The organism is Pseudomonas sp. MYb193, from assembly GCF_002966775.1.
Classification (GTDB): domain Bacteria; phylum Pseudomonadota; class Gammaproteobacteria; order Pseudomonadales; family Pseudomonadaceae; genus Aquipseudomonas; species Aquipseudomonas paracarnis.
Genome location: NZ_CP023269.1, coordinates 1921589 through 1946010, shown reverse-complemented (window position 1 = coordinate 1946010; position 24422 = coordinate 1921589). Strand labels below are relative to the sequence as shown.

Genomic DNA, 24422 nt, shown 5'->3' with positions numbered 1-24422 from the left:
GCACCTTCGCGAATAACGACGTGCTGGTGGTCAGAAACAGAGCGCTTTATGCGCTGGCAAGGCGTGCAACGGCGCCACGGTGGTAGGCAATCGGTCCACCACAATGTCGCTTGCGACGTTCAAAGACAGCGTTAACGTGTTGTAGTTCTTGGTTTTTCTTATCAATCTACAGCTCTGATATGCTTTCCGGCCGCAGGCGGAGATAGCACCATGCAACTCATTGATATTGGCGTCAACCTGACCAACCCCAGTTTCGACGAGAGGCACACGGCCGTTCTCGAACGCGCTTACGCCGCTGGCGTGCAGCAATTGGTACTCACCGGCACCAGTGTCGAAGGCAGCGAACAGGCACTGCAATTGTGTGTAAAACTCGACGAAAGCGGCCAGCGCCTGTTCAGCACCGCCGGCATTCACCCTCACTCTGCCAGCGACTGGAACAGCGACAGCGCCCAACGCCTGCGCAGCTTGCTGGGCGACAGCCGAGTGCGCGCCGTGGGTGAATGCGGGCTGGATTTCAACCGGGACTTCTCCCCTCGCCCCCGGCAGGAAAAAGTCCTCGAAGAACACCTCGCCCTGGCCGTCGAGCTGCAACTGCCGGTGTTTCTCCATGAGCGCGATGCCAACCAGCGTCTGCTGGAGATCCTCAAGGACTACCGCGACCACCTGCCAGCCGCCGTGGTGCACTGCTTCACTGGCGAACAGGCAGCGCTGTTCAGCTACCTGGACCTGGATTTGCACATTGGCATCACGGGTTGGATCTGCGACGAACGCCGTGGCACCCACCTGCATTCACTGGTCAGGGACATTCCCCGAGGCCGTCTGATGCTGGAAAGCGATGCGCCCTACCTGCTGCCACGCACGTTGCGCCCCAAACCAAAGAACGGTCGCAATGAACCGGCTTACCTGCCCGAAGTACTACGCGAAGTGGCCTTGCACCGTAACGAAACAATGGAAGACCTGGCGCTGCACAGCACCGCGTGCGCCCGGCGCTTTTTCGGCTTGCCTGCCATCGATTGATGCGGCGCATTGACCCATATCAAAAGCGCTGTTCTGAATAGCGGCACAATAATGGCACCTTGCCAATACCGTTTCCGCTATCAGAGAAAACCTTCCATGGGTGCCTGGCTTAGCAATATCTCGCTCAAATACAAATTCTGGGCCGTCAACGCGGTCGCCTTCATCACCACCCTGCTGCTGGTGCTGTACGCGGTACAGCTTGAACAACAGGCGCGCAGCCAGGCGTCGCAAGCATCGGCCCAGGCCCAAGGACGCTTGCTCAGCGCCTGGCCAGCCGACAGAACCTTGCCCACTGGTGAGCACTGGCTCGCATTTTCCAAAGGCCAGATCCCCCAGGACCTGCCCGCCCTGAGCACTGCCAACGGCTGGACTGAACTCAACCCCATGCCGTTGTTCGGTGAAAACCCGCTGATCGGCGCCGAGGTGATCAGCCGGGCCGACGGCCAGCAGGTCGCAGTCCTCGCCTACGCGCCGAGCCTGAGCCAGGTGTTCAGTGAACGCTTCGCCAATTACGCCGTTGCCGTGGCAGTCCTGATGCTGGCCATGCTCGGCGCCTCGCAGTTGTTGATCCGCTTCCTGCTCAGTCAGCTCAACACCCTCAAGGATGTAATGCTGCACGTTGAAAAAACTGGTGACCTGTCGGCGCGGGTGCCGTTGGCCTGCAAGGATGAAGTCGGCCAGATGGCCAGCGCCTTCAACGCCATGCAAGCCGGTTACCAGCGCGTGGTCAATACCGTGGCACGCACCGCCCGGCAACTGGACGACGGCGCCGCACGCCTGGCCAGCAGCATGAACGAGGTGCAACACGGCATGCTGGGCCAGCAAAGCGAAACCGACCAGGCCGCCACCGCCATCAACGAAATGACCGCCACCGTCTACCACATCGCCCAGCACGCGGGCGCCACCCGTGACTTGTCGCAGTCCGCCGACACCCTCGCCGGCAGCGGCCAGGCCGTGGTCACCCGGGTACAGCGTTCGATCGCCGGGCTGTCCAGTGGGGTACAGCAGACCGCCGAAATGATCCAGAAACTGGCCGAAGACAGCCAGAAAATCAACGGCGTGGTCGGTGTGATCCACAGCATCGCCGAACAGACCAACCTGCTTGCCCTCAACGCCGCCATCGAAGCCGCCCGCGCCGGGGAAATGGGCCGCGGTTTCGCGGTAGTCGCCGACGAAGTGCGCAACCTGGCCAAGCGTGTGCAAAGCTCCACCGACGAAATCACCCGCATGGTCTCGGCGCTGCAAGCCGGTACCCGCGACGCCGTGGACTTCATGCAGGAAAGCACATTCAAGGCCGATGACTGCGTCCAGCAGGCCCAGGAAGCTGGTGTGGCCTTGGCTGAAATCACCGGGGCCGTGGCACAGATGCGCGAAAGCAACACCCAGATCGCCGTGGCCGCCGAGCAGCAAAGCCATGTTGCCGAAGAGATGAACCGCGCCGTGGTGAGCATTCGCGATGTGACCGAAAACACCGTACATCAAACCGTGGCGTCGGCGACTACCAGCAATGAACTGGCGACGCTGGCCGGGGAGTTGAGCAAGGCGATTGGGCAGTTGAAGCTGTAAGACTGTTCCAGCTGTAATCCGACTCCTACGACCAAGCCTCGGTTTACCTGAAGTTAAGACGAAATTTCCTCGCTATTTCCGCGCATAACGCCGACTTCTTTTACCTGACAACCGCTGCAAAGTCCCTCGCCTGATCAAACAGTGCGAGGGATTGCAGATGGTGGTGTTCGCTAGAGCCCTGATGAATGGGGCTGTCTCGTGATCTCGGTACTGGCCAACCTGGTGCTGGTGCCCATGGATCCCGCAGCGCCGAAGGTTGAGCGCGTATTTGCGGATTTCCGCACCTGCCTGAATACCTTTGATAAGTGGGCCGACAGCTTTTCAAGTGGGTCGGCACTTAGCGTGGAGCAGGTGTTCAAGGTTGGGGAAGACGTCGCACTGGTCGCGCCAATTTCCTCCAAAAAACCCAGTCGCACGGTCGCTCAATGCAAAGCCCAGGGCGGGTTGACCCTGGTGCACCTGTTCGAAAGCACACAGTTCGTGCCTATCGGCAACACGCCCGTGATGCTGCAAGCCGTTGCACAGGACGGCAGCCCGGTAGGCGCGCCACTGCATCGGACCATTGGCCCCAGCGGCATTCTTGAAGTCAACGACTGTACCCGCGACCAACCGTACCAAATCACCTTTTACCCCACTGTTTCCAAGGCTCACGTCCAGGCGCTGTATGCGTCCTATGAGACCGTGATTGCCGGGCTGGAAGCGGATTTGCGCACGGCATGGGCCGAGCACTTCAAGCCTCGATGGGCAGACTTTGCCAAAGCGCCTGCTTACAAGCGCAGTGCGTTACAGGGCATGGCCTTTGCTACCGGGATCGGCAATGCGCTTTACAACCTGTGGGACAACATCACCGAGCTGTACGACCTGCTCGCCAACCTCAAGTCCAACAGCGAAACGTTGCTGAAATACCTGTCCGAGGCCGAGCTGAATGCGCTGCTCAAGCTGGGCAAAGACACGCTGGCCAAGGGGTTGCTGGTACTCAGTGATGAGCCGCTGTTGTTCATCTATCTATCGGCACTGGTGGCCTGGATACGCATGCTGCCGCCGCCCGACATGTATGAACTGCTGGGTGAAATCACCGGCGAAGTGCTGATCAACTTGCTGCTGATCTGGGCCACGCGGGGCATTGGGGTGCAGCTGCGCCTGGGTGCTCAGATGCTCAGTGGCGTCAAGTCCGGGCGGGCGCGGGCGTTGTTGGAATTGCTGGCCAAGCAGGTGGCGGGGCCTCGGCTGGAGCCCCATGTGGAGGCCGCCAAGCCGGTGTTGCTGAGCAGTGCGGCGACGCCGGTCAAGGTAGTGCCAGTGGTGCCGTTGAAGGCAGGCGACACGCTGGTTTCGAACCCGGTGCCGATGGTGCGCGGCAAGACCCAGCGCACCACGTTGGTTCGTCAGGAGCCTGTCGATGATGTGCCGGCTGTGGCGTCGAACCCGAAGGGGGATGCGGCGGCGCCAGCGGACAAGACCGTTACCAACGGCTGCCCGGTGTCGATGGTCACCGGCGAGGAATTGCTGACCCTCACCGATGGCGCGCTGGATGGGATCTTGCCGTTTGAGTGGACGCGGTTGTATCGCACCAGTGCGGTGGATGTGGATTGTGGGTTGGGGTTTGGCTGGAGTCATGGGCTGGCCCATCGGCTGGTGGTGTCGGGCGATTCGGTGGTGTGGACTGACCATGAGAACCGCTCGACTACCCTGCCCTTGCCCACCGACTCTCGGCCCGCGATCACCAATAGCCTGGCCGAAGCGGCGATCTATTTGGGAGCCTCGCCTGATGAACTGGTGCTGGCCCAGGCGTCGCGTTTCTACCACTTTCGCGACGGTGTGCTGACAACCATCAGCGATGCGTATGACAACCGGCTGCGCCTTTGCCGGGATCGTTCTGGGCGGATTGAGCGGCTGGATAACGGTGCGGGTCGCTCGTTGCTGTTGCGTTATGAGCGGGATCGCATCGTTGCGGTGGATTACCAGGTGCATCGCGCCAAAGGGCGTGAGCCCTACGTGTGGGAGACCGAGCAGAGCCTTGTTTCCTACGCCTATGACGAACACGGACGACTGGTCTGCGCGACCAATGCTGTCGGGGAAAGCGAGCGTTATCGGTATGACGATCAGCACGTCATTCTTGAACGCCAACTGGCCGGTGGCGCGAGTTTCTTCTGGGAATGGGAACACGCGGGCAAGGCGGCGCGCTGCGTGCGGCATTGGGCGAGTTTTTCGCAGATGGACACGCGCTATGCCTGGGGGGATGACGGGCGTGTCACGGTGCATAACGCCGATGGTAGCCAGGAAGTGTATGTCCATGACGACCGGGCGCGGCTGGTGCAGAGGATTGATCCGGACGGCGCCACGCACTTTAAATCCTACGACGACCAGGGCCGGCTGACCGTCGAGCAAGACCCGATGGGCGCGGTGACGGCCTATCAATATGACGACGCCGGACGCTTGGTGGCACTGTTTCCGGGGGATGATGAGCCAACGTCCTACGAGCATGACAACGGTTTTGTACGGGTTGTCAGGCGTGGGGAGGCGGTCTGGAAATATGAGCGCAATGTTCAGGGCGATGTCATCCGCAAGACTGACCCGGATGGCAATTCGACTGACTACAGCTACAGCAAGCACGGGCAACTGACTGGGATTTGGTACCCGGATCACAGTTGCCATCGACTGGTGTGGAACGAACGGGGGCAGTTGCTTGAGGAGCAATTGCCCAATGGTGGGATCAAGCGTTATCGCTATGACGACTTGGGGCGGCAAGTTGCCTGTGAGGATGAGCATGGTGCGCTGACGCAATATCACTGGGACTGCGTCGGCAGGTTGATTCGCCTCGTCTTGCCAGGCGGTGCCACACGAGAATTCAGCTACAACCCCTACGGCAAAATCATCGCCGAACGCGACGAACTCGGCCACGTCACCCGCTACGAATACGCCGACGGCCTGCACCTGATCAGCCGCCGTCTCAACGCCGACGGCACCCAGGTCAAGTACCGCTACGACAACGCCCGGCTGCTGCTCACCGAGATCGAAAACGAAGCCGGCGAAACCTACCAACTCGACTACCACCCCAACGGCCTGATCCGCCAGGAAACCGGCTTCGACGGCCAACGCACCGCCTATGCCTACGACCTCAACGGCAACCTGCTGGAGAAGACCGAATACGGCGACGATAACAGTCAGCTAATCACCCGCTACGAGCGCGACCACGCCGGTCGCCTCGTCCGAAAAACCCTGCCCGATGCCAGCGTTGTCGACTATGCCTACGACCGCCAAGGCAACCTCCTCAGCGTCGAAGACGGTCACTGGGCGCTGGCCTACGAATACGACCGCCAAAACCGCCTCACCGCCGAACACCAGGGCTGGGGCACCCTGCGCTACGGCTACGACGCCTGCGGGCAACTGAAAACCCTGTGCCTGCCGGACAATAACCGCGTCACCTTCACCCACGACAAAGGCGGCCACCTCGCTACCGTCGAACTGAATGGCACGCTGCTGACCTCCCACCTTTTCCGTGCCGGTCGCGAGCACCAACGCCAACAAGGCCAACTGCTCAGCCACTACCACTACGACGACCAACACCGCCTGCACGCCCATGCGGTAACGCAGCAACAAAACCACCTCTACCAACGCCAATACGACTACAACAAAACCGGCAACCTCGCCCGCCTGCTCGACACCCGCAAAGGCGAACACCTTTACCGCTACGACCCGCTAAACCGCCTGACCCGCGCCGATCACTCCCAGGACGTCCAGGAACGCTTCGCCCACAACCCGGCCGGCAACCTGCTTATGCAAGACCGCCCCGGCCCGGACATCGTCGCGGCCAACCGCCTGATAATTCAGGGCGACCGCCATTACGACTACGACGCCTTCGGCAACCTTATCCGCGAACGACGCGGCAAAGGCCAGCAACTCGTCACCGAATATCACTACGACTGCCAGCATCGGTTAATCAGCATCACAAAACCGAACGGCGAAACCGCCAGCTATCGCTATGACCCGTTTGGGCGGCGTATCAGCAAGACCGTAGACGGCAAGACCACGGAGTTTTTCTGGCAAGGCGACAAGCTGATAGCCGAACACCATGCAGAGCGTCATCGCAGCTACCTCTACGAGCCCGACAGCTTCCGCCCATTGGCACTATTGGAAGGTTTCGGTCCACAAGCCACAACGCCCTACCACTACCAACTCGACCACCTCGGCACCCCGCAGGAACTGACCAGCCCCGAAGGCGAAATCGTCTGGTCCGCCCACTACCGCGCCTACGGCCAGATCGCCCGGCTCGACGTGGGAAAAGTCGACAACCCACTGCGATTTCAAGGCCAGTATTTCGATGCGGAAAGCGGCCTGCACTACAATCGCCATCGCTACTACAATCCGGATATTGGTCGTTACCTGACGCCAGATCCAGTGAAGCTGGCGGGTGGGATCAATGGGTACCGGTATGTGCCCAATCCGACGGGATGGGTAGACCCGCTAGGCTTGAATTCATGCCCAGGCGATGATGGGTGTAAAAAGCAAACGAGTGCTGACGATCCATCCTACAAGTCGAGCGTGGATGATGGACAGCCTTCAGCTCCTCTTGTTCACGGAGTAGACGCAACCTTCTTAAATAGAACACACAGCATTGAAGGGAAGCGGTCAACCAAGCGTGTGGAAGAAATTGCTCGCAGTATGCGAAACGACGGATACGATAAAAATACGCCAATAGACGTTTTTGAGTATAACGAGCAACGCTATATTGTTGATGGGCACCACCGAGCTGCCGCTGCAAGACAAACAAAGACGCCAGTCACCATAAAACTAATCCAGAATATAGGTGACCATAACAGCTCGTTCAACAGCACCCAGGACGTAATAGACGCTTCAAATGCAGTAGGACTGGATAGACTGGAAAGGCCTAGACGATGAGAGTTCAGACGCTAGAACATTTGATCACAGAATACTTGGAACAAGTAAAAAAGGCTACCGACTTACTTGAGCAAGTGTTTGGAACCAAAAATATCATTGGTCTGTGGCGATCCAAAAAAATCCCGCAGCGTGGGACGGTCGCTGCAAATGTCACCTACGAGCTGCACGGTATTGGTTGCAGTGTTTACTTATCTGAAATATGTGTCGACTTTGATTACGGCCCGGACGATAGGGTCGACGGTTTCGACTCGTGGAGGCTGTATATGTACGCATGCGAAACACCCAGCAAGTATAAAAAATATACAGATAAACAAGCCTTGGAACGTGAGTTCAATGCGTACCTAAAAAAGGGCAAAGCCAAGAAAATCGAAGGGTCCACATCTAATTTGTACTTCATACAGTCTTGATGCCGTTCAGGTAAATCTCCTTACCCTAGACACTCTGAATATCGAATATGGGATGGGACTTGACCTCGATAACTGTGAACCAGCCAATGCATGTGCAAACTGACCCAACAACATCGGAGGTAAGCCTTGGTGCCGATCAGTCAAGCGAACGCAATACTCAAAGCAACGAAGATCAAAAGTGGGAGCTGGCTTGCCTGCGAAAGCGGTAGTGCAGTAACAGAGGCAGTGACTGACACACCGCCTTCGCGGGCAAGCCCGCTCCCACAGGGGATCTGCGCTTAACAGACTGGAATCCTTCCCACATTCACACCCACGGCGCCACTCTTTCCCACCGATGGTTTGGATGAGGCTTTTCGCAGAACGGGTATACCCAGGTCCGAATACAGCGTATCGAAATGGGGCAAAGACCAATATGGCAAATCATTTCCAACAGAATGGCGAGTACAAACCGGTCCCAATAGAGGAGCGGAAGTGAATATTGACGATCCTATGCTCGTGCCAAGTAAAGAAGGTCCGAAATCACCTCATATTGGCTATCAAACACCTGGAAAGAGAGGCGACGGAGGAGCCAAAAGAGGCCATATACTGCTCCAACTGGTTCCTGTCAGCCGGTCCAGAATAGGTGTCCCCTGATGAGTTACCTGGAAGACGAAATAGACGAAGCCTGTAATGCGCTGAACCTCGACGCTGGAAAGCTTGATTCGAGCGAACTCAACTTGTTGATAAGCTCTCTGACGAGACAATTCTTCAAAGCGCAGAGCAATGTGCTTGATCCCATCGAACTGAACGAGAAAAGCACCGAACACAACCCTGACTTTTGGAAGGAGATGCCGCATCGCATTAGCGGGAATGGCCTGGTTCTGCTGGTATTTGACTCAGCGTATAGCGCCTGGAGAATGGAAAACGCTCGAGTGATAGCCTCTGTGTTAGGCGAAACCACCGGATATCCGTTTTGGATAACCGATAAAGAGCTGACGTTCTTGGTACACATGGATGATCATGACTGTGTCATTTGGGCATGAGGGTCACTCCGTCTAAATTGCAGCCTATGACCCCCATAGCCAGCCCCAATTCGCCACCCTGCCCACCTCAACCTAAACTCTGTTCAAGTTGTTTCAACGGACAGAGGATTCACCACCATGGGCAAACGTCACCCCAATCTCCCCGCCTGGCAATGGCGTCAGTACCCACAAAACCATCAGCACCCAACCAACCTGGCGTTGCACCTGATTGCCGTGCCGCTGTTTATCGTCGGTTTCCTGCTGATCGTGTCGGGCGTGTTCAGCCTTAGTCTGGCCAGCTTCGCCGTCGGCGTGATTGGTATTGTCGCGGGCCTGGCGTTGCAGCGTCACGGCCATAGCCTGGAAGCCCAGGCCAGTGAGCCGTTCAGTGATCGCAAAGATGCGGTGCAGCGCCTGGTGGTCGAGCAGTTCGTGACCTTCCCGCGCTTTGTGCTCAGCGGTGGCTGGTGGCGCGCCTGGCGGCAGCGGCACCACCACTGACCGGCGGGTTCACGCGAACACCACCACGGTCTGACGGCTGAGGGCGATCAACTCGCCGGTCGGGCTCCACAAGGCAGCGGCAGCGTGGCCATAGCCGTCGCGGGCGTGTTCGATGTTGACGTGGTACTGGCACCAGTCGAGCGTAGTCAGGTCTTGCAGCGGCTGGATGAACTCGATGGTCCAGGTCAGGGTGCTGCCCGGCGCGGGCTTTTTCAGGTGTGGCAGCAACGCCGGTGGCCAGGCGTCGACCAGGGCGAGGATATGCGCCTCGGTCAGTGGTTCTTCTTTCACATCCCCCCGCAACCGTACCCAGCCACCCATGTCGCGGGACTTATTGCCGGTAAACGGCAGGCCACCCACGGCCCAACGCATCGCCAGGTGGCGCATGAACTCAGGGGTAACGCCCTTGATGTACGGCAGTTCCTGGCACTCATCCCAATGTTTGAATACCGGTGGCGGCTCACTTGCCACGTCAATTTCGGAGGGGCGAGAGGCGCCAAAACTGGCCTGGACCAGGGTCGCCACTTCACCGTTCTGCACCACGCGCCCGAGCAACTGGCTGACCGCCTTGCCTTCGCGCAGCACTTCGACTTGATAACTGGCAGGTACATCCGGCGCTACCGGGCCGACAAAGGTGATGGCCAGCGAGCGCAGCGGTCGATCCGCCGGCACCTGGGCGCGCAGCGCCTCGTACTGCAAGGCAGCGACCAGGCCGCCAAAAGTGGCCCGGCCCTGGGCCCATTCGGCAGGGATGGTGACATCCAGCGGATTGCTACGGGCAGCGTCGAGCAAATCACTAAAGCGCATGGCGACCTCACATCAAGAAAATCCTGGAGGAATCTTAACCATCGAATTGCGCAGGCACAGCGCCCATTCCGGCCAAAAACCGGACCGGTTTAAAAACACTCGGCGCTGAGCGTGTCCAGCACGCGGTCGGCCTTGCCTTGCGCCTTGAGCATGGTGCGCTGCCACACCGCTACGCAGGGTTGCAGGTCCGGCTCGTGCCCAGCCTGGGCCAGCCACTGCCAACAGTCATGCCAGTCACCCAGCGCGCTCTGGGCTTTCTTCAAGTGCGACAGGGCCTTGGTGGGTAATTTGTCCAGCTCGGGATACGCCTCGGCGGCATAGCGCACGCGCTTGATCAGCAACCGTAGTCGATGACGGTCATGATCGGGATCCTTCAGCGCCTCATCGAGTCTCTGCGATTGCTTGGCCAGGCGTTTCTGGATACGCGGGCGCAAGCCCTTGAGCAGTTTCTGGTGCTGTGACGCGCGGATAAACCGTGGGAACGCATCCAGGATCAGCAGCAAGTGCGCCAGCTCCGGGCTTTGCGCCACCTGGCGATAAGCCTCGGGCTGCAGACGCAGGCGACGATCAGCCGCGTCGTGATAGCCGTGCTGATGCAAATACGCCGCCAGCACCTCTCGGTCGCGTAGCGGCGTAGTCAGTTGGCCAACCGTGCTGGCGGCCAATTCAAGCTGTTCGACACCGGGCAGCCCGCGCAAAGGGCGCAACAGGCTGCGCAGGCGGCGTACCGTGGTGCGCAAATCATGCAAGGCTTCATCGTCAGTGACGGCGGCGAGGCGAGCCTGGCAGCTCAGTAACCCTACTTCCAGGCCAATGACCTGAGCGACTAACTGATTGACCAATGCTGACATCCTGCCCTCACTTTCCGATGAAAAATCCTATCCGCCCTGGGTTATCGCCCGGCGCGAGACTCACGAATGTAGAACCGCGCCTTTTCGGCCTTGTTGGAGCAACCCTCGAACGCCTCGAACTGCTGCTGAGTCTTGGCGCCAGTCAACAGCGACAACGCCTTCGAATAGCTGACAGTGCCGGCAAAACCTTCGGCCTTGGCCAGGTCCAGCTCTTTCCAGGCGGCGTCCAATTGCGAGCCACAGCTGTCGCGATACGCGGTTTTCCCGGCACAGCCAGCCAAGGCCAACACGATCACAGGCACACAGATCCAGGCTTTCATTGATGACACCTCAAATATACAAATTCAGTCGTAGCCTGTAGACGTTGCCTACAGGGAAAAGTGCCTTGTCCTTAGCCTGAAATCAGTAGTACCTATTGCCAGAGCATACCCGAGCCTGATCGCCAGCCTGGAAAAATATTGCGCGCTGTCAGCAAGGATTGAAGCAGGCCCCTTGATGGGTGCATTGTGGGCCCCTGTTTTGCGAAGGATCTGGCCATGAAGAAACGTGTTGCCTTAGTGCTGGGCTCCGGTGGTGCCAGGGGCTACGCCCATATCGGGGTGATCGAGGAAATCGAACGACGCGGCTATGACATCGCCTGTATCGCCGGCTGTTCCATGGGCGCCGTGGTGGGTGGGATCTACGCCGCAGGCAAGCTCGACGAGTACCGCAACTGGATCGAAAGCCTGGACTACCTCGACGTATTGCGCCTGGTAGATGTGAGCTTTCGCCTGGGAGCGATTCGCGGTGAGAAGGTGTTCGGGCAAATCCGCAAGATTGTCGGCGATATCAATATCGAGGAGCTGCGCATCCCCTACACTGCCGTCGCCACCGACCTCACCAACCAACAGGAGATCTGGTTCCAGGAAGGCTGCCTGCACCAGGCCATGCGCGCATCGGCGGCCATCCCCAGCCTGTTCACACCGGTGATGCAGGGCAACCGCATGCTGGTGGACGGCGGCCTGCTCAACCCGCTGCCCATCGTTCCGGTGGTGTCGAGCCATTGCGACTTGATCATTGCGGTCAACCTCAATGCCACCAACCAGAAACACTACCAATTGCCGGTGATCCAGCGCCCGCCGGCGTTCAAGAGCCGCTTCAACAGCCTGGCCAAGTCACTGGGCTCCCACCTGCCCTTTCGCCGCAAGCAGGCCGAGCAGTTGATGAAGCTGGAACAAGAAGCCTTGCAGGCCCAGGCCGCCGAAATCAACCCGTGGCTGGAGTCTGCCGAACCCGAAGCCCAGCAACCTGCCGCGGCGCCGGAGAAAGCCGGCGCACCGAAGTCGGCCACCGGCTCGTTCATCATCGACAACGTCGGGCCTGCATCGCTGCTGGACCTGATCAACCAGAGTTTCGAGGTGATGCAAACCTCATTGGCACAATACAAGATCGCCGGGTATCCGCCCGATGTGCTGATCAACGTGCCGAAGCGGGTGTGCCGGTTTTTCGAGTTCTATAAAGCGCCGGAGTTGATCGCTTTGGGGCGGGAGATTGCCAGTGATACGTTGGATCGGTATGAAAGTGAGCAGAGTTGAGCGTGTAGGTGTTGCGGATGGCCTCATCGCGGGCAAGCCCGGCTCCCACAGGGGAATGCATTTCAACTGTGGGAGCTGGCTTGCCTGCGATGGCGCCAGCACAGGCACCAAAGGTTCAGGCACCTAGCAACCGATACCCCACCCCCGCCTCAGTCACGATAAACCGTGGCTGGGTAGGGTCATCCGCCAGCTTCTGGCGCAGGTGCCCCACCACGATACGCAGGTAGTGGCTGTCCTCGGTATGGGTTGGCCCCCAGATGTCCTTGAGCAGCTGCTGTTGGGTAATCACCCTCCCCGGGTGGCGTGCCAACTGCGCCAGCACGGCGTATTCCTTGCGGGTCAGCGCCACTTCAGCACCGTCCAGCAAAACGCGGCGATAGGCCAGGTCGACCGTCAGCGGGCCAAAACTCAAGGCGGCTTCCTGGGCCTCTCCGGCCGGTGCCTGGCGCAACAGCGCACGCACACGGGCAAGAAACTCCTGGATGCCGAACGGTTTGGTCACGTAGTCATTGGCGCCACCGTCGAGGGCCTCGACCTTCTGACCTTCGCTGGCCCGCACCGACAGCACCAGCACCGGCACGCTCGACCACTCGCGAAACTCGCGCAGCACCTGTTGGCCGTCCATGTCGGGCAGGCCCAGGTCGAGTACCAGCAGATCCGGTTTGCTCAAGGCCGCTTGGGCCAGGCCTTCGTTGCCGGTGCCGGCTTCGATCACCTTATAGCCCTGGGAGGCCAGGCTGATGCGCAAGAATTTGCGGATCTGCGGTTCGTCATCAATGACAAGAATCGTCGCGGTCTGGCTCATGGTGTCTCATTAAAACCCATTAAAAAAATCACCCCCGGTAGGAGCGAGCTTGCTCGCGAAAAACCTCTAGGCACCGCGTACATTCAGGACGCCATCTTTATCGTTAACGACCTTCGCGAGCAAGAACTAGGCGTCCCCCTCGCTCTTACAGGGCTTATTCCAGGGCAGGTTGTGTCGGCAATGGCAGAAACAAGGTGATGCAGGTACCCAGACCGTCAATGCCATCGGCCACGCTGATATGCCCACCGTGCGCACCGACCATGCCCTGGCAGATCGCCAAGCCGAGGCCGGTGCCCTGCCCGCCTCGATCACCGCGGGCAGCGGTGTAGAACATGTCGAAGATCTTCGCACGCTCCTCCTCGGGAATCCCCGGCCCTTCATCCGCTACGGCAAAAAACAACTGCTCATCCTGCACGCCCGCACGCAACTGCAAGCGGCCCCGGGGCGGCGAAAACCGCGCGGCGTTTTCCAGCACATTGACCAGGGCCTGCTCAATCAACGCCGCATGCACATACAACAAAGGCAGCTCCGGCGGCACATCGGTGCTCATCTGCAACGGCGCCAGCACGGCGCGCAATCGCCCAAGGGCACTGCCGACAATATCGCCGGGCGACACCCAATCGCGTGCCAGTTTCAGCGCACCGTGGCCCAGGCGGGTCATGTCCAGCAGGTTCTGAATATAGCGGTCGAGGCGCTCGGCTTCATCACGGGTGCCTTCGAGCAATTCGCGGCGATCCTCCAGGGGGATGGCTTCACCAAGGGCCAGCAGGCTGTCGATGCTGCCGCGCATGGAGGTCAATGGCGTGCGCAAGTCGTGGGACACCGAAGCGAGCAAAGCGCTGCGCAGTTGTTCGGTTTCGCCGTGCAGGCGCGCCGATTCCAACTCCTGCCCCAATTGCGCCCGCGCCAGTGCCTGGGCCAGCGGTTGGCTCAACGCGGTGAGCAAGCGTCGACGTTGCCCGCTCAATTCCAGGCCAGGCTTGGCACTGACACCCAGCAACCCCAAAGGCCCCTCTTCACCCGACAGCGGCCACCACCACCAACGCCCAAACGGCAAAGTGCCGGTGCCCATGCCGGCCGGCTGATCATGCTGCCAGGCCCAATCGGCGGCGGCGCGTTCGGCTTCGGTGAGGGTCAACGGGCCACCGGTCTCGACCTTCCAGCCGCCCTGTCCGTCGCGATTGACCAGGCACAGGTCGAGCTCGTTCCAACCTTGCAGATGGTGGGCGGCGGCGCTGATGACGGCTTGGCGGTCGGTGGCAGCGGTGAGCTTGCGCGACAGGTCGAGCAGCTCGCTGGTTTCTTCCTGGGTATCGCGCAACGCCTGCAACTGGTGGCGCTGGCGTGCGGCGAGGTTGCCGGTCAACGCTGCCATCAACAGGAAGAACAACAGGGTCAGCACGTCTTCTTCGCGCTGGATGGCGAAGGAAAAATTCGGCGGAATAAATAGAAAATCGTAAGTCAAAAACGACAGTGCCGCGCACACCAGGGACGGCCCCAGGCTACTGCGCACCGCCACCAACAGCACGGCAGCGAGAAACACCAACGAGATGTTCGGCAGCGCCAACGCGCTGGACACGGCCCAGGCCACTGCTGCAGCAGCGAGGGTGGCCACCACCGCCAAGGCGTAATCGAACCACACCAACCCGCGTACCTCCGGCAGGCGTAGCGGTGCAGGCATGTCATCGCTGTCGAGGACGTTGATTTCCAAGCCGCGGGCATTGCGCAACAGGCGTGCCGCCAAGCCGCCACCGAACAGGCGCCGCCGCCAGCGCATCCGTGACTGGCCTACCAGCACTAAACTGGCACGGCGTTCGGCGGCGTGCTGGATCAGGGTCTTGGCCACTTCCCCGGCGCGCAGCAACACCACTTCCCCGCCCAGCCGCTCTGCCAGTTGCTGGGCGTTTTGCAGGCGCAGGCGCGATTGCTCATCCCGCGCACGGCCGTTGTCGATGTGCACCAGGCTCCAGGGCAAATGCCGACGCTGAGCCACGCGGCTGGCATGGCGCACCAGGCGTTCGGCTTGGGCATCGCCATCCACACCGACCAACAGGCGCCCACGCACCGCCGGCGCAGCCTGGCCGAGTTGGCGGTAGCCTTGGGCCAGATCGTCGTCGACGTGGGCGGCGGCAGTTTGCATGGCCAGTTCGCGCAGGGCCATGAGGTTGGTCTGGGTGAAAAACGCATCGATGGCCGCACGCGCCTGTTCGGGCACATACACCTTGCCGTCACGCAGGCGCTCGAGCAGCTCGCGAGACGGAAGGTCGATCAGCAGCAGTTCGTCGGCCTCTTGCAGCACCCAGTCCGGCAGGGTTTCGCGCACTTGCACGCCGGTGATGCCACGCACTTGGTCGTTGAGGCTTTCCAGGTGCTGGACGTTGACCGTAGTGAACACGTTGATGCCGGCGGCGAGCAGTTCCTGGATGTCTTGCCAGCGTTTTTCATGACGACTGCCGGGAGCGTTGCTGTGGGCCAGTTCGTCCACCAGCACCAGCTTTGGCTTGGCGGCGAGCAGGCCGTCGAGGTCCATTTCTTCGAGCATCACGCCACGGTATTCGCTACGCAACAGCGGTTGTTGCGGCAGGCCGCTGAGCAAGGCTTCGGTCTCGGCGCGGCCGTGGGTTTCAACCACCCCAGCGATCAGGCGCACGCCCTGGCGCAGTTGGGTATGGGCCGCCTGGAGCATGGCGTAGGTCTTGCCCACACCGGGCGCGGCGCCAAGGAAGACTTTGAGCCGGCCACGGCCGTCCCGGGGCAGATCGGCTAACAGGGCATCGGCGCGGCCGGCGTCGCTCATGCTCGGGGGTTCCTTCAGGTATTGATAGAGAGTCTTCAAGGCCGCCATCGCGGGCAAGCCCGGCTCCCACAGTGGAATACATTCCAAATGTGGGAGCCGGGCTTTCCCGCGATGGCGATCGCCTGGCTTACAACGCTTCCAAAGCCATGTTGAGGGCCAGGACGTTTACTACGGGCGGGCCTACCAGAGGGCTTTCGATATGCTCATCCAGCAACCGCTGCAAGGTCGACACTGGCACATTTCGCGCCGCCGCCACTCGCGCCAGTTGATAGGCAATCGCCTGCGGTGGCAAGTGTGGATCAAGGCCGCTGCCGGAGGTTGTCAGCGAGGCCAGTGGCACCGGGCCCTGGCCAGGCACTGACTGTTTGCCGGCATCCTCGATGATGCGGGTCGCCAGGGCAGGATTGCTGGGGCCCAGGTTACTGGCACTGCTGGACACTGTGGCAAAAGCACCGGCTGACGGGCGTGGGTGAAACCAGCGGTCACCGGTAAAGTCCTGGGCGATCAGGCTGGAGCCGCGCACCTTGCCGCTGGCGTCGCGCACCAGGCTGCCATTGGCCTGGTCGGGGAACGCGACCTGTGCCACGCCAGTGACCACCAGCGGGTAGGCGACGCCGGTGATCAGAGTCATGAGCAACAGCAGACTCAGGGCCGGGCGAATGATGTTTGTCATGGTCAAATCCTCAATAAATCAGACAGGTCAAACCAGGTGCAGCGCCGTCAGCAGCATGTCGATGGCCTTGATGCCCACGAACGGCACCAACAGCCCGCCCAGCCCGTAGATCAGCAGGTTGCGCCGCAACAACGCCGCCGCACTCGCCGCCTGCACCCGCACGCCGCGCAGCGCCAGCGGAATCAGCACGACGATGATCAAGGCGTTGAACACTATGGCCGAAAGGATCGCGCTCTGTGGGCTCTGCAAGTGCATGATGTTGAGCACGCCCAGTTGCGGGTAGATCGAGGCGAACAGCGCCGGCAGGATCGCGAAGTACTTGGCCACGTCGTTGGCGATGGAAAAGGTCGTCAGCGCGCCACGGGTCACCAGCAGTTCCTTGCCGATCTGCACCACGTCCAGCAGCTTGGTCGGGTCGCTGTCGAGGTCGACCATGTTGGCGGCTTCGCGCGCGGCCTGGGTGCCGTCGTTCATCGCCATGCCGACGTCAGCCTGGGCCAGCGCCGGGGCGTCGTTGGCGCCGTCGCCGCACATGGCAACCAGGCGACCATCGTTCTGCTCATGGCGAATACGCGCGAGTTTCTTCTCTGGCGTGGCTTCGGCCAGCACATCGTCCACACCCGCTTCAGCGGCAATCGCGGCGGCGGTCAACGGGTTGTCGCCAGTGACCATCACGGTGCGAATCCCCAACTTGCGCAACTCGGCAAAACGCTCACGGATACCTGGCTTGACCACGTCTTTGAGATGGATCGCCCCCAGCAACTTGCCATCGGCGCACACCAGCAAGGGCGTGCCGCCGCTTTGGGCGATCTTGTCGATTTCCCGCGACAACGCAGGCAGCAGGTCGCTGCGTTGCTGGCCGATAAACGCCAGCAGCGAGTCCACCGCGCCTTTACGGAACACACGGCCCTGATAGTCGACACCGGACAAACGGGTCTCGGCGCTGAAGGGCACGGCGGTCAACGCCTCCAGGCTCGGCTCGGCCTGGGGGTGCAAGGCGCGCAGGTATTCAACGATGGATTTGCCTTCCGCCGTATCATCGGCCAGGGACGCCAGCAACGCGCCTTCGGCCAATTCGCGGCCACTGACGCCAGGTGCAGCGACCACAGCCGAGCAACGACGATTGCCGAAGGTGATGGTGCCGGTCTTGTCCAGCAGCAACACATGCACGTCCCCCGCCGCTTCTACCGCGCGGCCAGACTTGGCGATCACGTTGAGACGCACCAGGCGGTCCATGCCGGCAATACCGATGGCCGACAACAAGCCGCCAATGGTGGTAGGAATCAGTGTCACCAGCAGTGCGACCAGGAACACCAAAGGCAAGCTGCCATTGGCGAAGTGGGCGAACGGCTGCAAGGTCACCACCACCAGCAGGAAGATCAGGGTCAGGCCGATCAGCAGGATATCCAGCGCGACTTCGTTGGGGGTCTTCTGGCGTTTGGCGCCCTCCACCAGCGCGATCATGCGGTCCAGGGTGGACTCGCCCGGGTTGGCGGTGATGCGGATCAGCAGCCAGTCCGAGACCAACCGAGTGTTGCCGGTAACGGCCGAGCGGTCGCCGCCGGACTCGCGGATGACCGGGGCGGACTCGCCGGTGATCGCTGCTTCGTTGACCGCCGCAATACCTTCGACGACTTCACCATCACCGGGGATCATTTCCCCAGCAGCCACACGCACCACATCACCCTTGCGCAGGCTGGTGGCCGGCACCACCTTGAAGCTGCCATCAGCTTCCTGGCGACGGGCACTCAAGCCTTCGCTGCCAGCCTTGAGGCTGTCGGCGCGGGCCTTGCCACGGCCTTCGGCCAAGGCTTCGGCGAAGTTGGCGAACAGCACGGTGAACCACAGCCACACCGCGATTTGCACCGCAACAAAGGTGGGCACGGTGGTATCGGGCACAAAGCACAACACGGTGGTGAGGATGGCGGTCAGCTCCACCACCAGCATCACTGGCGAGCGTTGCAGTTGGCGTGGGTCCAGCTTGACGAACGCCTGGACCAGTGCCGGGCGCCACAGGGCCGAGATAGCGGTTTTGGCGGGCTCCTGGGGTTTGACCGGGGCCGCGTTTTTTACAGGCATATTCATTTTCATATCCCTTAACTAGAAGCCCATGCTCAAGTGTTCAGCGATGGGGCCCAACGCCAGCGTCGGCAGGAAAGTCAGGCCGCCCACCAACAAAATGGTCACGGTCAACAAGGTCACGAACAGCGCGCCATGGGTGGGGAAGCTGTTCTGGCCAATCGGCGCGGTCTTCTTCATCGCCAGGCTGCCGGCCAGGGCCAGTACCGGGAGGATGTAGCCAAAGCGGCCGATCAACATGCCCAGGCCGAGCATCAGGTTATGGAATGGGGTATTGGCGCCGAGGCCGGCAAACGCCGAACCGTTGTTGGCACTGGCCGAGGTATAGGCATAGAGCAATTGACTGAAGCCGTGTGGGCCAGGGTTACTGATAGCGCCCGCCGGGCCCGGGAGGCTGGCAGCGATGGAACTCAGCACCAGCACGCCGACCGGCATCACCAGCAGGGTCACCACCAGCAATTGCACTTCCTTGGCTTGGAGTTTCTTGCCCAGGTATTCCGGGGTGCGGCCGATCATCAGGCCGGCGAGGAACACCGCGATCAACACGTTGAGCAACATGCCGTACATGCCGGCACCCACGCCGCCGAAGATCACTTCGCCGACCATCATGTTGACCAGCGCCACCATCCCACTCAGGGGACTGAGGCTGTCCTGCATGCCATTGACCGAACCGTTGGACGCCGCGGTGGTGGTCACCGACCACAGCACGGTACCGGTGGTGCCGAAGCGTGTTTCCTTGCCCTCCAGCGGCGCGGTCTGTTCCACGGCAGGGTGGTTCAGGGTCGGATTGGGCTGGTATTCGGACCAAAGCGACGTCGCGCCGCCGATCAGGAACAACGCCAGCATGCACGCGAGGATCGCCCGGCTCTGACGCAGGTCCTTGACGTAATGGCCAAAGGTAAACACCAACGCCACCGGGATCAGGATGATCGAGGCCACTTCAAACAGGTTGGCCCAGGCTGTCGGGTCTTCAAACGGATGCGCCGAGTTCACGCCGAAGAAGCCACCGCCGTTGGTGCCCAGTTGCTTGATCGCAATCTGGCTGGCGGCCGGCCCCAGCGGAATCACCTGGTCCACGCCCTGCAGCGTGATGGCATCCACATAGTGAGCGAAGGTTTGCGGCACGCCCTGCCATACCAGGAACAGCGCGAGCACCAGGCACAACGGCAGCAGGCCGTAGAGGGTGGCGCGGGTCATGTCGACCCAGAAGTTGCCCAGGGTCTGGGCAGATTTGCGCCCGATCCCACGGCACAAGGCGACCAGGACGGCGAGACCGGTCGCCGCACTGACGAAGTTCTGCACCGTGAGGCCGGCCATCTGACTTAGATAACTTAGGGACGCTTCGCCGCTGTAGTTCTGCCAGTTGGTATTGGTCATGAAACTGACGGCGGTGTTGAACGCCAGGGTCCATTCCTGGCCCGGCAGTTTTTGCGGGTTCAGTGGCAGGGAGCCCTGAAATAACAGGATCGAGAACAACAACAAGAAGCCCGCCAGGTTGAATGCGAGCAAGGCCAGCATGTATTTCTGCCAGCTCTGTTCCTGCTGCGCATCCACGCCCGAGAGGCGATAACAGGCTTTCTCGACAGGCCCCAATACGGGCGTGAGCCAGGTGCGCTGGCCTTCCATCACCTTGTAGTAGAACCGCCCCAAAAAGGGTGCCGGCACCAGTACCACGGCAAAGAAGGCGATGATCAGCCAATAGTCATAACTGTGCATAGCCCGCTCCTAGTTCCGATCCGCGCGTAACAGCGCAACCAGCAGATAAATGAACAGCGCCACGGCCAATAGCAGTGACACTCCGTCCAGAACGCTCATGGAAATTTCCCCGTCTTGCGGCGATTGCCGCGTGTGGGGGCATTGTCCGCAGGAGCGGTGTAAAGGAACGAGAGCGAGGGGCTGGGTGGGGCGTAAAGATGGCGTAAAGAGTGGGTTTATGTGGGGTTTACAGCGGGGTTTGCCGTGGCTGGGAGGGCCTCTTCGCGGGCAAGCCCGGCTCCCACATTCGACTGCGTTCTTTCAATTAAAACTCGGTCAAGTGTGGGAGCGGGCTTGCCCGCGAAAGCGCCCGCCAAGTCACCACCGCACTTATGTGGTGCAACTCATGCCGCATTCAAACGCCAAACCGTCCCTTCGGCGACATAGGCATTGCTTTACGACATAGTTCTGAGGCTTGGCATAGCCACTGCAACACCTTGAATCATTCCAAACAGTTCAAGGAGCGCAGCACAATGAACACACAACTCAAGCCCACCTTGGGCACCTTGCATCTATGGGGCATCGCCGTGGGGCTGGTGATCTCCGGCGAGTATTTCGGCTGGAGCTACGGCTGGGGCGTCGCCGGTACCTTGGGCTTTCTGGTGACCTCGTTGATGGTCGCCGCGATGTACACCTGCTTTATCTTCAGTTTCACCGAACTGACCACTGCGATTCCCCACGCAGGAGGCCCCTTTGCCTACAGCCGTCGCGCCTTCGGTGAGAAAGGTGGCTTGATTGCCGGCCTGGCCACCTTGATCGAGTTCGTCTTCGCCCCGCCCGCGATAGCCCTGGCCATTGGTGCGTACCTGAACGTGCAGTTCCCGGCACTCGACCCCAAACACGCCGCCGTCGGCGCCTATATCGTGTTCATGGGCCTGAATATCCTCGGGGTAAAGCTCGCCGCCACCTTTGAGTTGGTGGTCTGCGTGCTGGCCGTCGCCGAACTGCTGGTGTTCATGGGCGTAGTCGCCCCGGCGTTCAGCTTCAGCCACTTCGCCCTCAACGGCTGGGCCGGCTCCGACACCTTCGGCGCCCCGGCGATTGCCGGGATGTTTGCCGCCATCCCCTTCGCCATCTGGTTCTTCCTCGCCATTGAAGGCGCTGCCATGGCCGCCGAAGAAGCCAAGGACCCCAAGCGCACCATTCCGAAGGCCTACATCAGCGGCATCCTCACCCTGGTGATCCTGGCCATGGGCGTGATGTTCTTCGCTGGCGGCGTAGGTGACTGGCGCGCGTTGTCGAACATCAACGACCCACTGCCCCAGGTGATGAAAACCGTGGTGGGCGACAGCTCCGGCTGGCTGCACATGCTGGTATGGATTGGCCTGTTCGGTTTGGTAGCAAGCTTCCACGGCATCATCCTCGGCTACTCGCGCCAGTTCTTCGCCCTGGCCCGCGCCGGTTACCTGCCGTCTTTCCTGGCCAAACTCTCACGTTTCCAGACACCGCACCGGGCCATCCTCGCCGGCGGCGTGGTGGGTATCGCCGCTATCTACAGCGACGGCCTGATCAACCTGGGCGGCATGACCCTGACCGCCGCGATGATCACCATGGCGGTGTTCGGTGCCATCGTCATGTACATCATGAGCATGCTCAGCCTGTTCAAACTGCGTAAGACCGAGCCGCGACTGGAACGCACCTTCCGCGCACCGGGCTACCCCATCGTGCCGGGTATTGCGCTGGTGCTGGCGGTGGTATGCCTGGTGGCGATGGCCTGGTTCAATGCCTTGATCGGGCTGATCTTCCTGGGCTTCATGGCGGTGGGTTTCATCTACTTCCAGCTGACCGCACAAGACCGCGTCGATGCACCGGCGGATGCAATGTTGACCGGACAATAGCGCCTATGAGGCAGAACGGGCCTACACTGAACTACTCAGAAAGCCCATGACTCAAAGCAGTCATTACCGTGGGAAGCTTTCCCACGGACATCTGCCTCAAGGAGAGCCTTATGCCGTGGTATGCGTGGTTGATTATGGTAGTCGCGATCGGGTCGATCGTCGGAGGGCTGATGATGCTGCGCGACAGCGCCAACAAAGTCGAACTCACCGACGAACAACGCAAACGCGTGGCCGAGCGCAATGCGCAGGCGGATGCCAAGGATGCCCAAGACAGATAAACCGCTCGTAACCCCGTGGTGAGGGAGCTTGCTCCCGCTGGGCTGCGCAGCAGCCCCCCCTACTCCCAATCCGCCTTGGCAATATGCAACCCATGTTGCCCCTTATAGGCCGCACGCTCCGGCTGGCTCCAGCCACTGAGCAACTCATCCTCCAGCCTATAGATCTCCACCCCCAACGGCCGACACACCGTCAACGGGTCCTGCGCCTCCGGCCCCCACATCGGCAGCGACAAATCCCCGCCAGGGCACGTCGACAGCGCACACAGCAGATCAATCTCGGCAAAGAACTCCAGGTAATCGCCCTTCTGCGCCGGACAGGCCTTCATAAAGTACATGTCATCGTGATTGAGCCCGGTGCACTGGAAAATATTCAACACGTCATGCACATCGAACTCCGTCAGCCCATGGGGCAATACCGCACGGGTCAGGTTCGAGTGGCAATGGTGATGAAAGTCCTCCCCCGTCAGCATACGGTTCACATAGGGGTCGCACCGCGTGCCCAACAAGTCATGCAAACGCCCACCGTGCTCATCAATGCCGTAGCTGGCCAGACTGTCATCGGTGATCGTGACCAAGGGCCTTAAAAAGGGCAGGTTCGACCACAACCGATCATGGGTGCTGACATGAGCGCCTTGCAGCTGACGAGTGCGCGCAGCCCACAAACGTTCGCGCGGATCGTTGGCGTTCCAGACATTAAAGTCCCCCACCTGCGGCCCCACCGGGGTGGTCACACGAAACACATGCCCGGCCGGCACCTTCCACGCCCTCCCCGTACGGATCGGCACCTCGAACTGTTCGATCAACGTGCGCTGGGTTTTCTGATCACGAATACGCTCATAGAACGCCGTATCCACCTGCAACGCCGAACCTTTGCTGACCTGGTAAGCGGCCGGATAGTCTTTGTACATGGGGCAATCCTCCATCAAGGGTGATCAAACAGGGCGAGGGAAAGGTGTTCTGAATCGTCCAGGTACAGGCTCATCGCCTCGCTGGCGGCCTGGGTTTGGTTGCGGGTTAGCAATGTGTATATCTCATGGTCGCGCTCCAGCCAGGGCGACTGGAAACGTTGCTCGTCAGGCGCGGCGCAGAACGCCAGACGCAATTGGGCAATCACCTGGGCGAAGAACTCGTCGAACAATGGGCTGCCCATCAAGGCGACGATCTGTTGGTGGAACATAAGACTGTGGGTGGCCACGGCTCGCCAATCTTCGCGCTCCCGGGCCAGGGTGGTGGCGTCAATGGCGTTTTGCATACGTGTGGATTGGGCGTCCGTCAGTGGCCCGCTTTGCGCAATCGCCTGCAACTCCAGGGTGCGACGGACGACGAAGAGGTCGCGTACTTCTGCTCGTGCCAAGCGGCGTACCATCACGCCCTTATTGCGGACATAGCGGGTAAGGCCCTCCTGGCCCAGACGATGCAGCGCCTCGCGAATCGTATTGCGGGATGCGTTGTAGGCTTTGACCAAGTCCGCCTCGATCAGCGGCATGCCAAGTAACAGCCGCCCACCGATGATATCGGCGCGGAGTTCCAGGGCGATGGCTGCAGCCATCGGTGACAGCGTGAACCTAACGCAT

At 60.7% G+C, this 24422-nt stretch carries 21 protein-coding genes; 10 read left to right on the top strand and 11 right to left on the bottom strand.

The annotated features are described in order from the left end of the window. The first annotated feature begins 210 nt into the window (after nucleotides 1-210). From CLM72_RS09130 to CLM72_RS09105, 7 genes are all read left to right on the top strand, one after another. Nucleotides 211-1017, top strand: a complete 807-nt coding sequence (locus tag CLM72_RS09130; RefSeq protein ID WP_105226242.1) for a TatD family hydrolase — start codon at nucleotides 211-213, stop codon at nucleotides 1015-1017. A 96-nt stretch (nucleotides 1018-1113) separates the two neighbouring features. Continuing rightward, a complete protein-coding gene (locus CLM72_RS09125; RefSeq protein ID WP_105226241.1) occupies nucleotides 1114-2583 on the top strand; it encodes a methyl-accepting chemotaxis protein in 1470 nt (489 codons plus the stop codon). A gap of 198 nt (nucleotides 2584-2781) precedes the next feature. Further along, the gene (locus CLM72_RS09120; protein WP_105226240.1) at nucleotides 2782-7482 is read left to right on the top strand and encodes an RHS repeat-associated core domain-containing protein; all 4701 of its coding nucleotides are present in this window, start codon (nucleotides 2782-2784) and stop codon (nucleotides 7480-7482) included. Further along, on the top strand, nucleotides 7479-7889 hold the full coding sequence (locus tag CLM72_RS09115; protein WP_105226239.1) for a hypothetical protein: 411 nt from the start codon (nucleotides 7479-7481) through the stop codon (nucleotides 7887-7889). The genes CLM72_RS09120 and CLM72_RS09115 overlap by 4 nt, the downstream gene beginning before the upstream one ends. Nucleotides 7890-8180: 291 nt before the next feature. After that, entirely contained in the window at nucleotides 8181-8522 is a 342-nt protein-coding gene (locus CLM72_RS29530) for a polymorphic toxin type 47 domain-containing protein (RefSeq protein ID WP_219848559.1), read from the top strand. Then, nucleotides 8522-8911 (top strand): hypothetical protein, encoded by a 390-nt coding sequence (locus CLM72_RS09110; RefSeq protein WP_105226238.1) that lies wholly within the window; start codon nucleotides 8522-8524, stop codon nucleotides 8909-8911. The genes CLM72_RS29530 and CLM72_RS09110 overlap by 1 nt, the downstream gene beginning before the upstream one ends. 117 nt (nucleotides 8912-9028) lie before the next feature. After that, complete coding sequence (locus CLM72_RS09105; protein ID WP_003189844.1) at nucleotides 9029-9391, top strand: Mpo1-like protein; 363 nt, start codon at nucleotides 9029-9031, stop codon at nucleotides 9389-9391. A 9-nt stretch (nucleotides 9392-9400) separates the two neighbouring features. On the opposite strand, the gene CLM72_RS09100 is transcribed toward CLM72_RS09105, so the two are convergent. The 3 genes from CLM72_RS09100 to CLM72_RS09090 form a co-directional block, all read right to left on the bottom strand. Further along, nucleotides 9401-10198, bottom strand: coding sequence for an acyl-CoA thioesterase II (locus CLM72_RS09100; protein WP_105226237.1), 798 nt, complete (start codon nucleotides 10196-10198; stop codon nucleotides 9401-9403). An 89-nt stretch (nucleotides 10199-10287) separates the two neighbouring features. Beyond that, nucleotides 10288-11049, bottom strand: a complete 762-nt coding sequence (locus CLM72_RS09095; protein WP_105226236.1) for a CHAD domain-containing protein — start codon at nucleotides 11047-11049, stop codon at nucleotides 10288-10290. Between the two features lie 41 nt (nucleotides 11050-11090). After that, nucleotides 11091-11369 (bottom strand): hypothetical protein, encoded by a 279-nt coding sequence (locus CLM72_RS09090; RefSeq protein ID WP_003189839.1) that lies wholly within the window; start codon nucleotides 11367-11369, stop codon nucleotides 11091-11093. 216 nt (nucleotides 11370-11585) lie between these two features. Between CLM72_RS09090 and CLM72_RS09085 the strand changes: the two genes are divergently transcribed. Continuing rightward, nucleotides 11586-12623, top strand: a complete 1038-nt coding sequence (locus tag CLM72_RS09085) for a patatin-like phospholipase family protein (RefSeq protein WP_003189836.1) — start codon at nucleotides 11586-11588, stop codon at nucleotides 12621-12623. Between the two features lie 115 nt (nucleotides 12624-12738). Here the strand turns inward: CLM72_RS09085 and CLM72_RS09080 are convergent, their stop codons facing one another. The 6 genes from CLM72_RS09080 to kdpF all read right to left on the bottom strand — a co-directional run bounded on the left by CLM72_RS09080 (nucleotide 12739) and on the right by kdpF (nucleotide 20792). After that, nucleotides 12739-13428, bottom strand: a complete 690-nt coding sequence (locus CLM72_RS09080; RefSeq protein WP_003189833.1) for a response regulator — start codon at nucleotides 13426-13428, stop codon at nucleotides 12739-12741. Between the two features lie 154 nt (nucleotides 13429-13582). Next, entirely contained in the window at nucleotides 13583-16225 is a 2643-nt protein-coding gene (locus CLM72_RS09075; RefSeq protein WP_105226235.1) for a sensor histidine kinase KdpD, read from the bottom strand. 127 nt (nucleotides 16226-16352) lie between these two features. Continuing rightward, nucleotides 16353-16898 (bottom strand): potassium-transporting ATPase subunit KdpC, encoded by a 546-nt coding sequence (gene kdpC, locus CLM72_RS09070; RefSeq protein WP_105226234.1) that lies wholly within the window; start codon nucleotides 16896-16898, stop codon nucleotides 16353-16355. A gap of 27 nt (nucleotides 16899-16925) precedes the next feature. Further along, nucleotides 16926-18989, bottom strand: coding sequence for a potassium-transporting ATPase subunit KdpB (gene kdpB, locus CLM72_RS09065; protein ID WP_105226233.1), 2064 nt, complete (start codon nucleotides 18987-18989; stop codon nucleotides 16926-16928). A gap of 9 nt (nucleotides 18990-18998) precedes the next feature. Next, entirely contained in the window at nucleotides 18999-20693 is a 1695-nt protein-coding gene (gene kdpA, locus CLM72_RS09060) for a potassium-transporting ATPase subunit KdpA (protein WP_105226232.1), read from the bottom strand. Between the two features lie 9 nt (nucleotides 20694-20702). Then, nucleotides 20703-20792: a K(+)-transporting ATPase subunit F gene (kdpF, locus tag CLM72_RS09055; protein ID WP_003218754.1), complete on the bottom strand. Its 90-nt coding sequence runs from the start codon at nucleotides 20790-20792 to the stop codon at nucleotides 20703-20705. Between the two features lie 413 nt (nucleotides 20793-21205). Between kdpF and eat the strand changes: the two genes are divergently transcribed. Beyond that, nucleotides 21206-22570: an ethanolamine permease gene (gene eat / locus CLM72_RS09050; RefSeq protein ID WP_105226231.1), complete on the top strand. Its 1365-nt coding sequence runs from the start codon at nucleotides 21206-21208 to the stop codon at nucleotides 22568-22570. A gap of 110 nt (nucleotides 22571-22680) precedes the next feature. Then, a complete protein-coding gene (locus CLM72_RS09045; protein WP_003172675.1) occupies nucleotides 22681-22848 on the top strand; it encodes a DUF2897 family protein in 168 nt (55 codons plus the stop codon). A 59-nt stretch (nucleotides 22849-22907) separates the two neighbouring features. Here CLM72_RS09045 and CLM72_RS09040 read toward each other — a convergent pair whose 3' ends face one another. Then, nucleotides 22908-23756, bottom strand: a complete 849-nt coding sequence (locus CLM72_RS09040; protein ID WP_105226230.1) for a DUF1989 domain-containing protein — start codon at nucleotides 23754-23756, stop codon at nucleotides 22908-22910. A 14-nt stretch (nucleotides 23757-23770) separates the two neighbouring features. Further along, entirely contained in the window at nucleotides 23771-24397 is a 627-nt protein-coding gene (locus CLM72_RS09035; RefSeq protein ID WP_105226229.1) for a GntR family transcriptional regulator, read from the bottom strand. Between the last annotated feature and the right edge of the window lie 25 nt (nucleotides 24398-24422).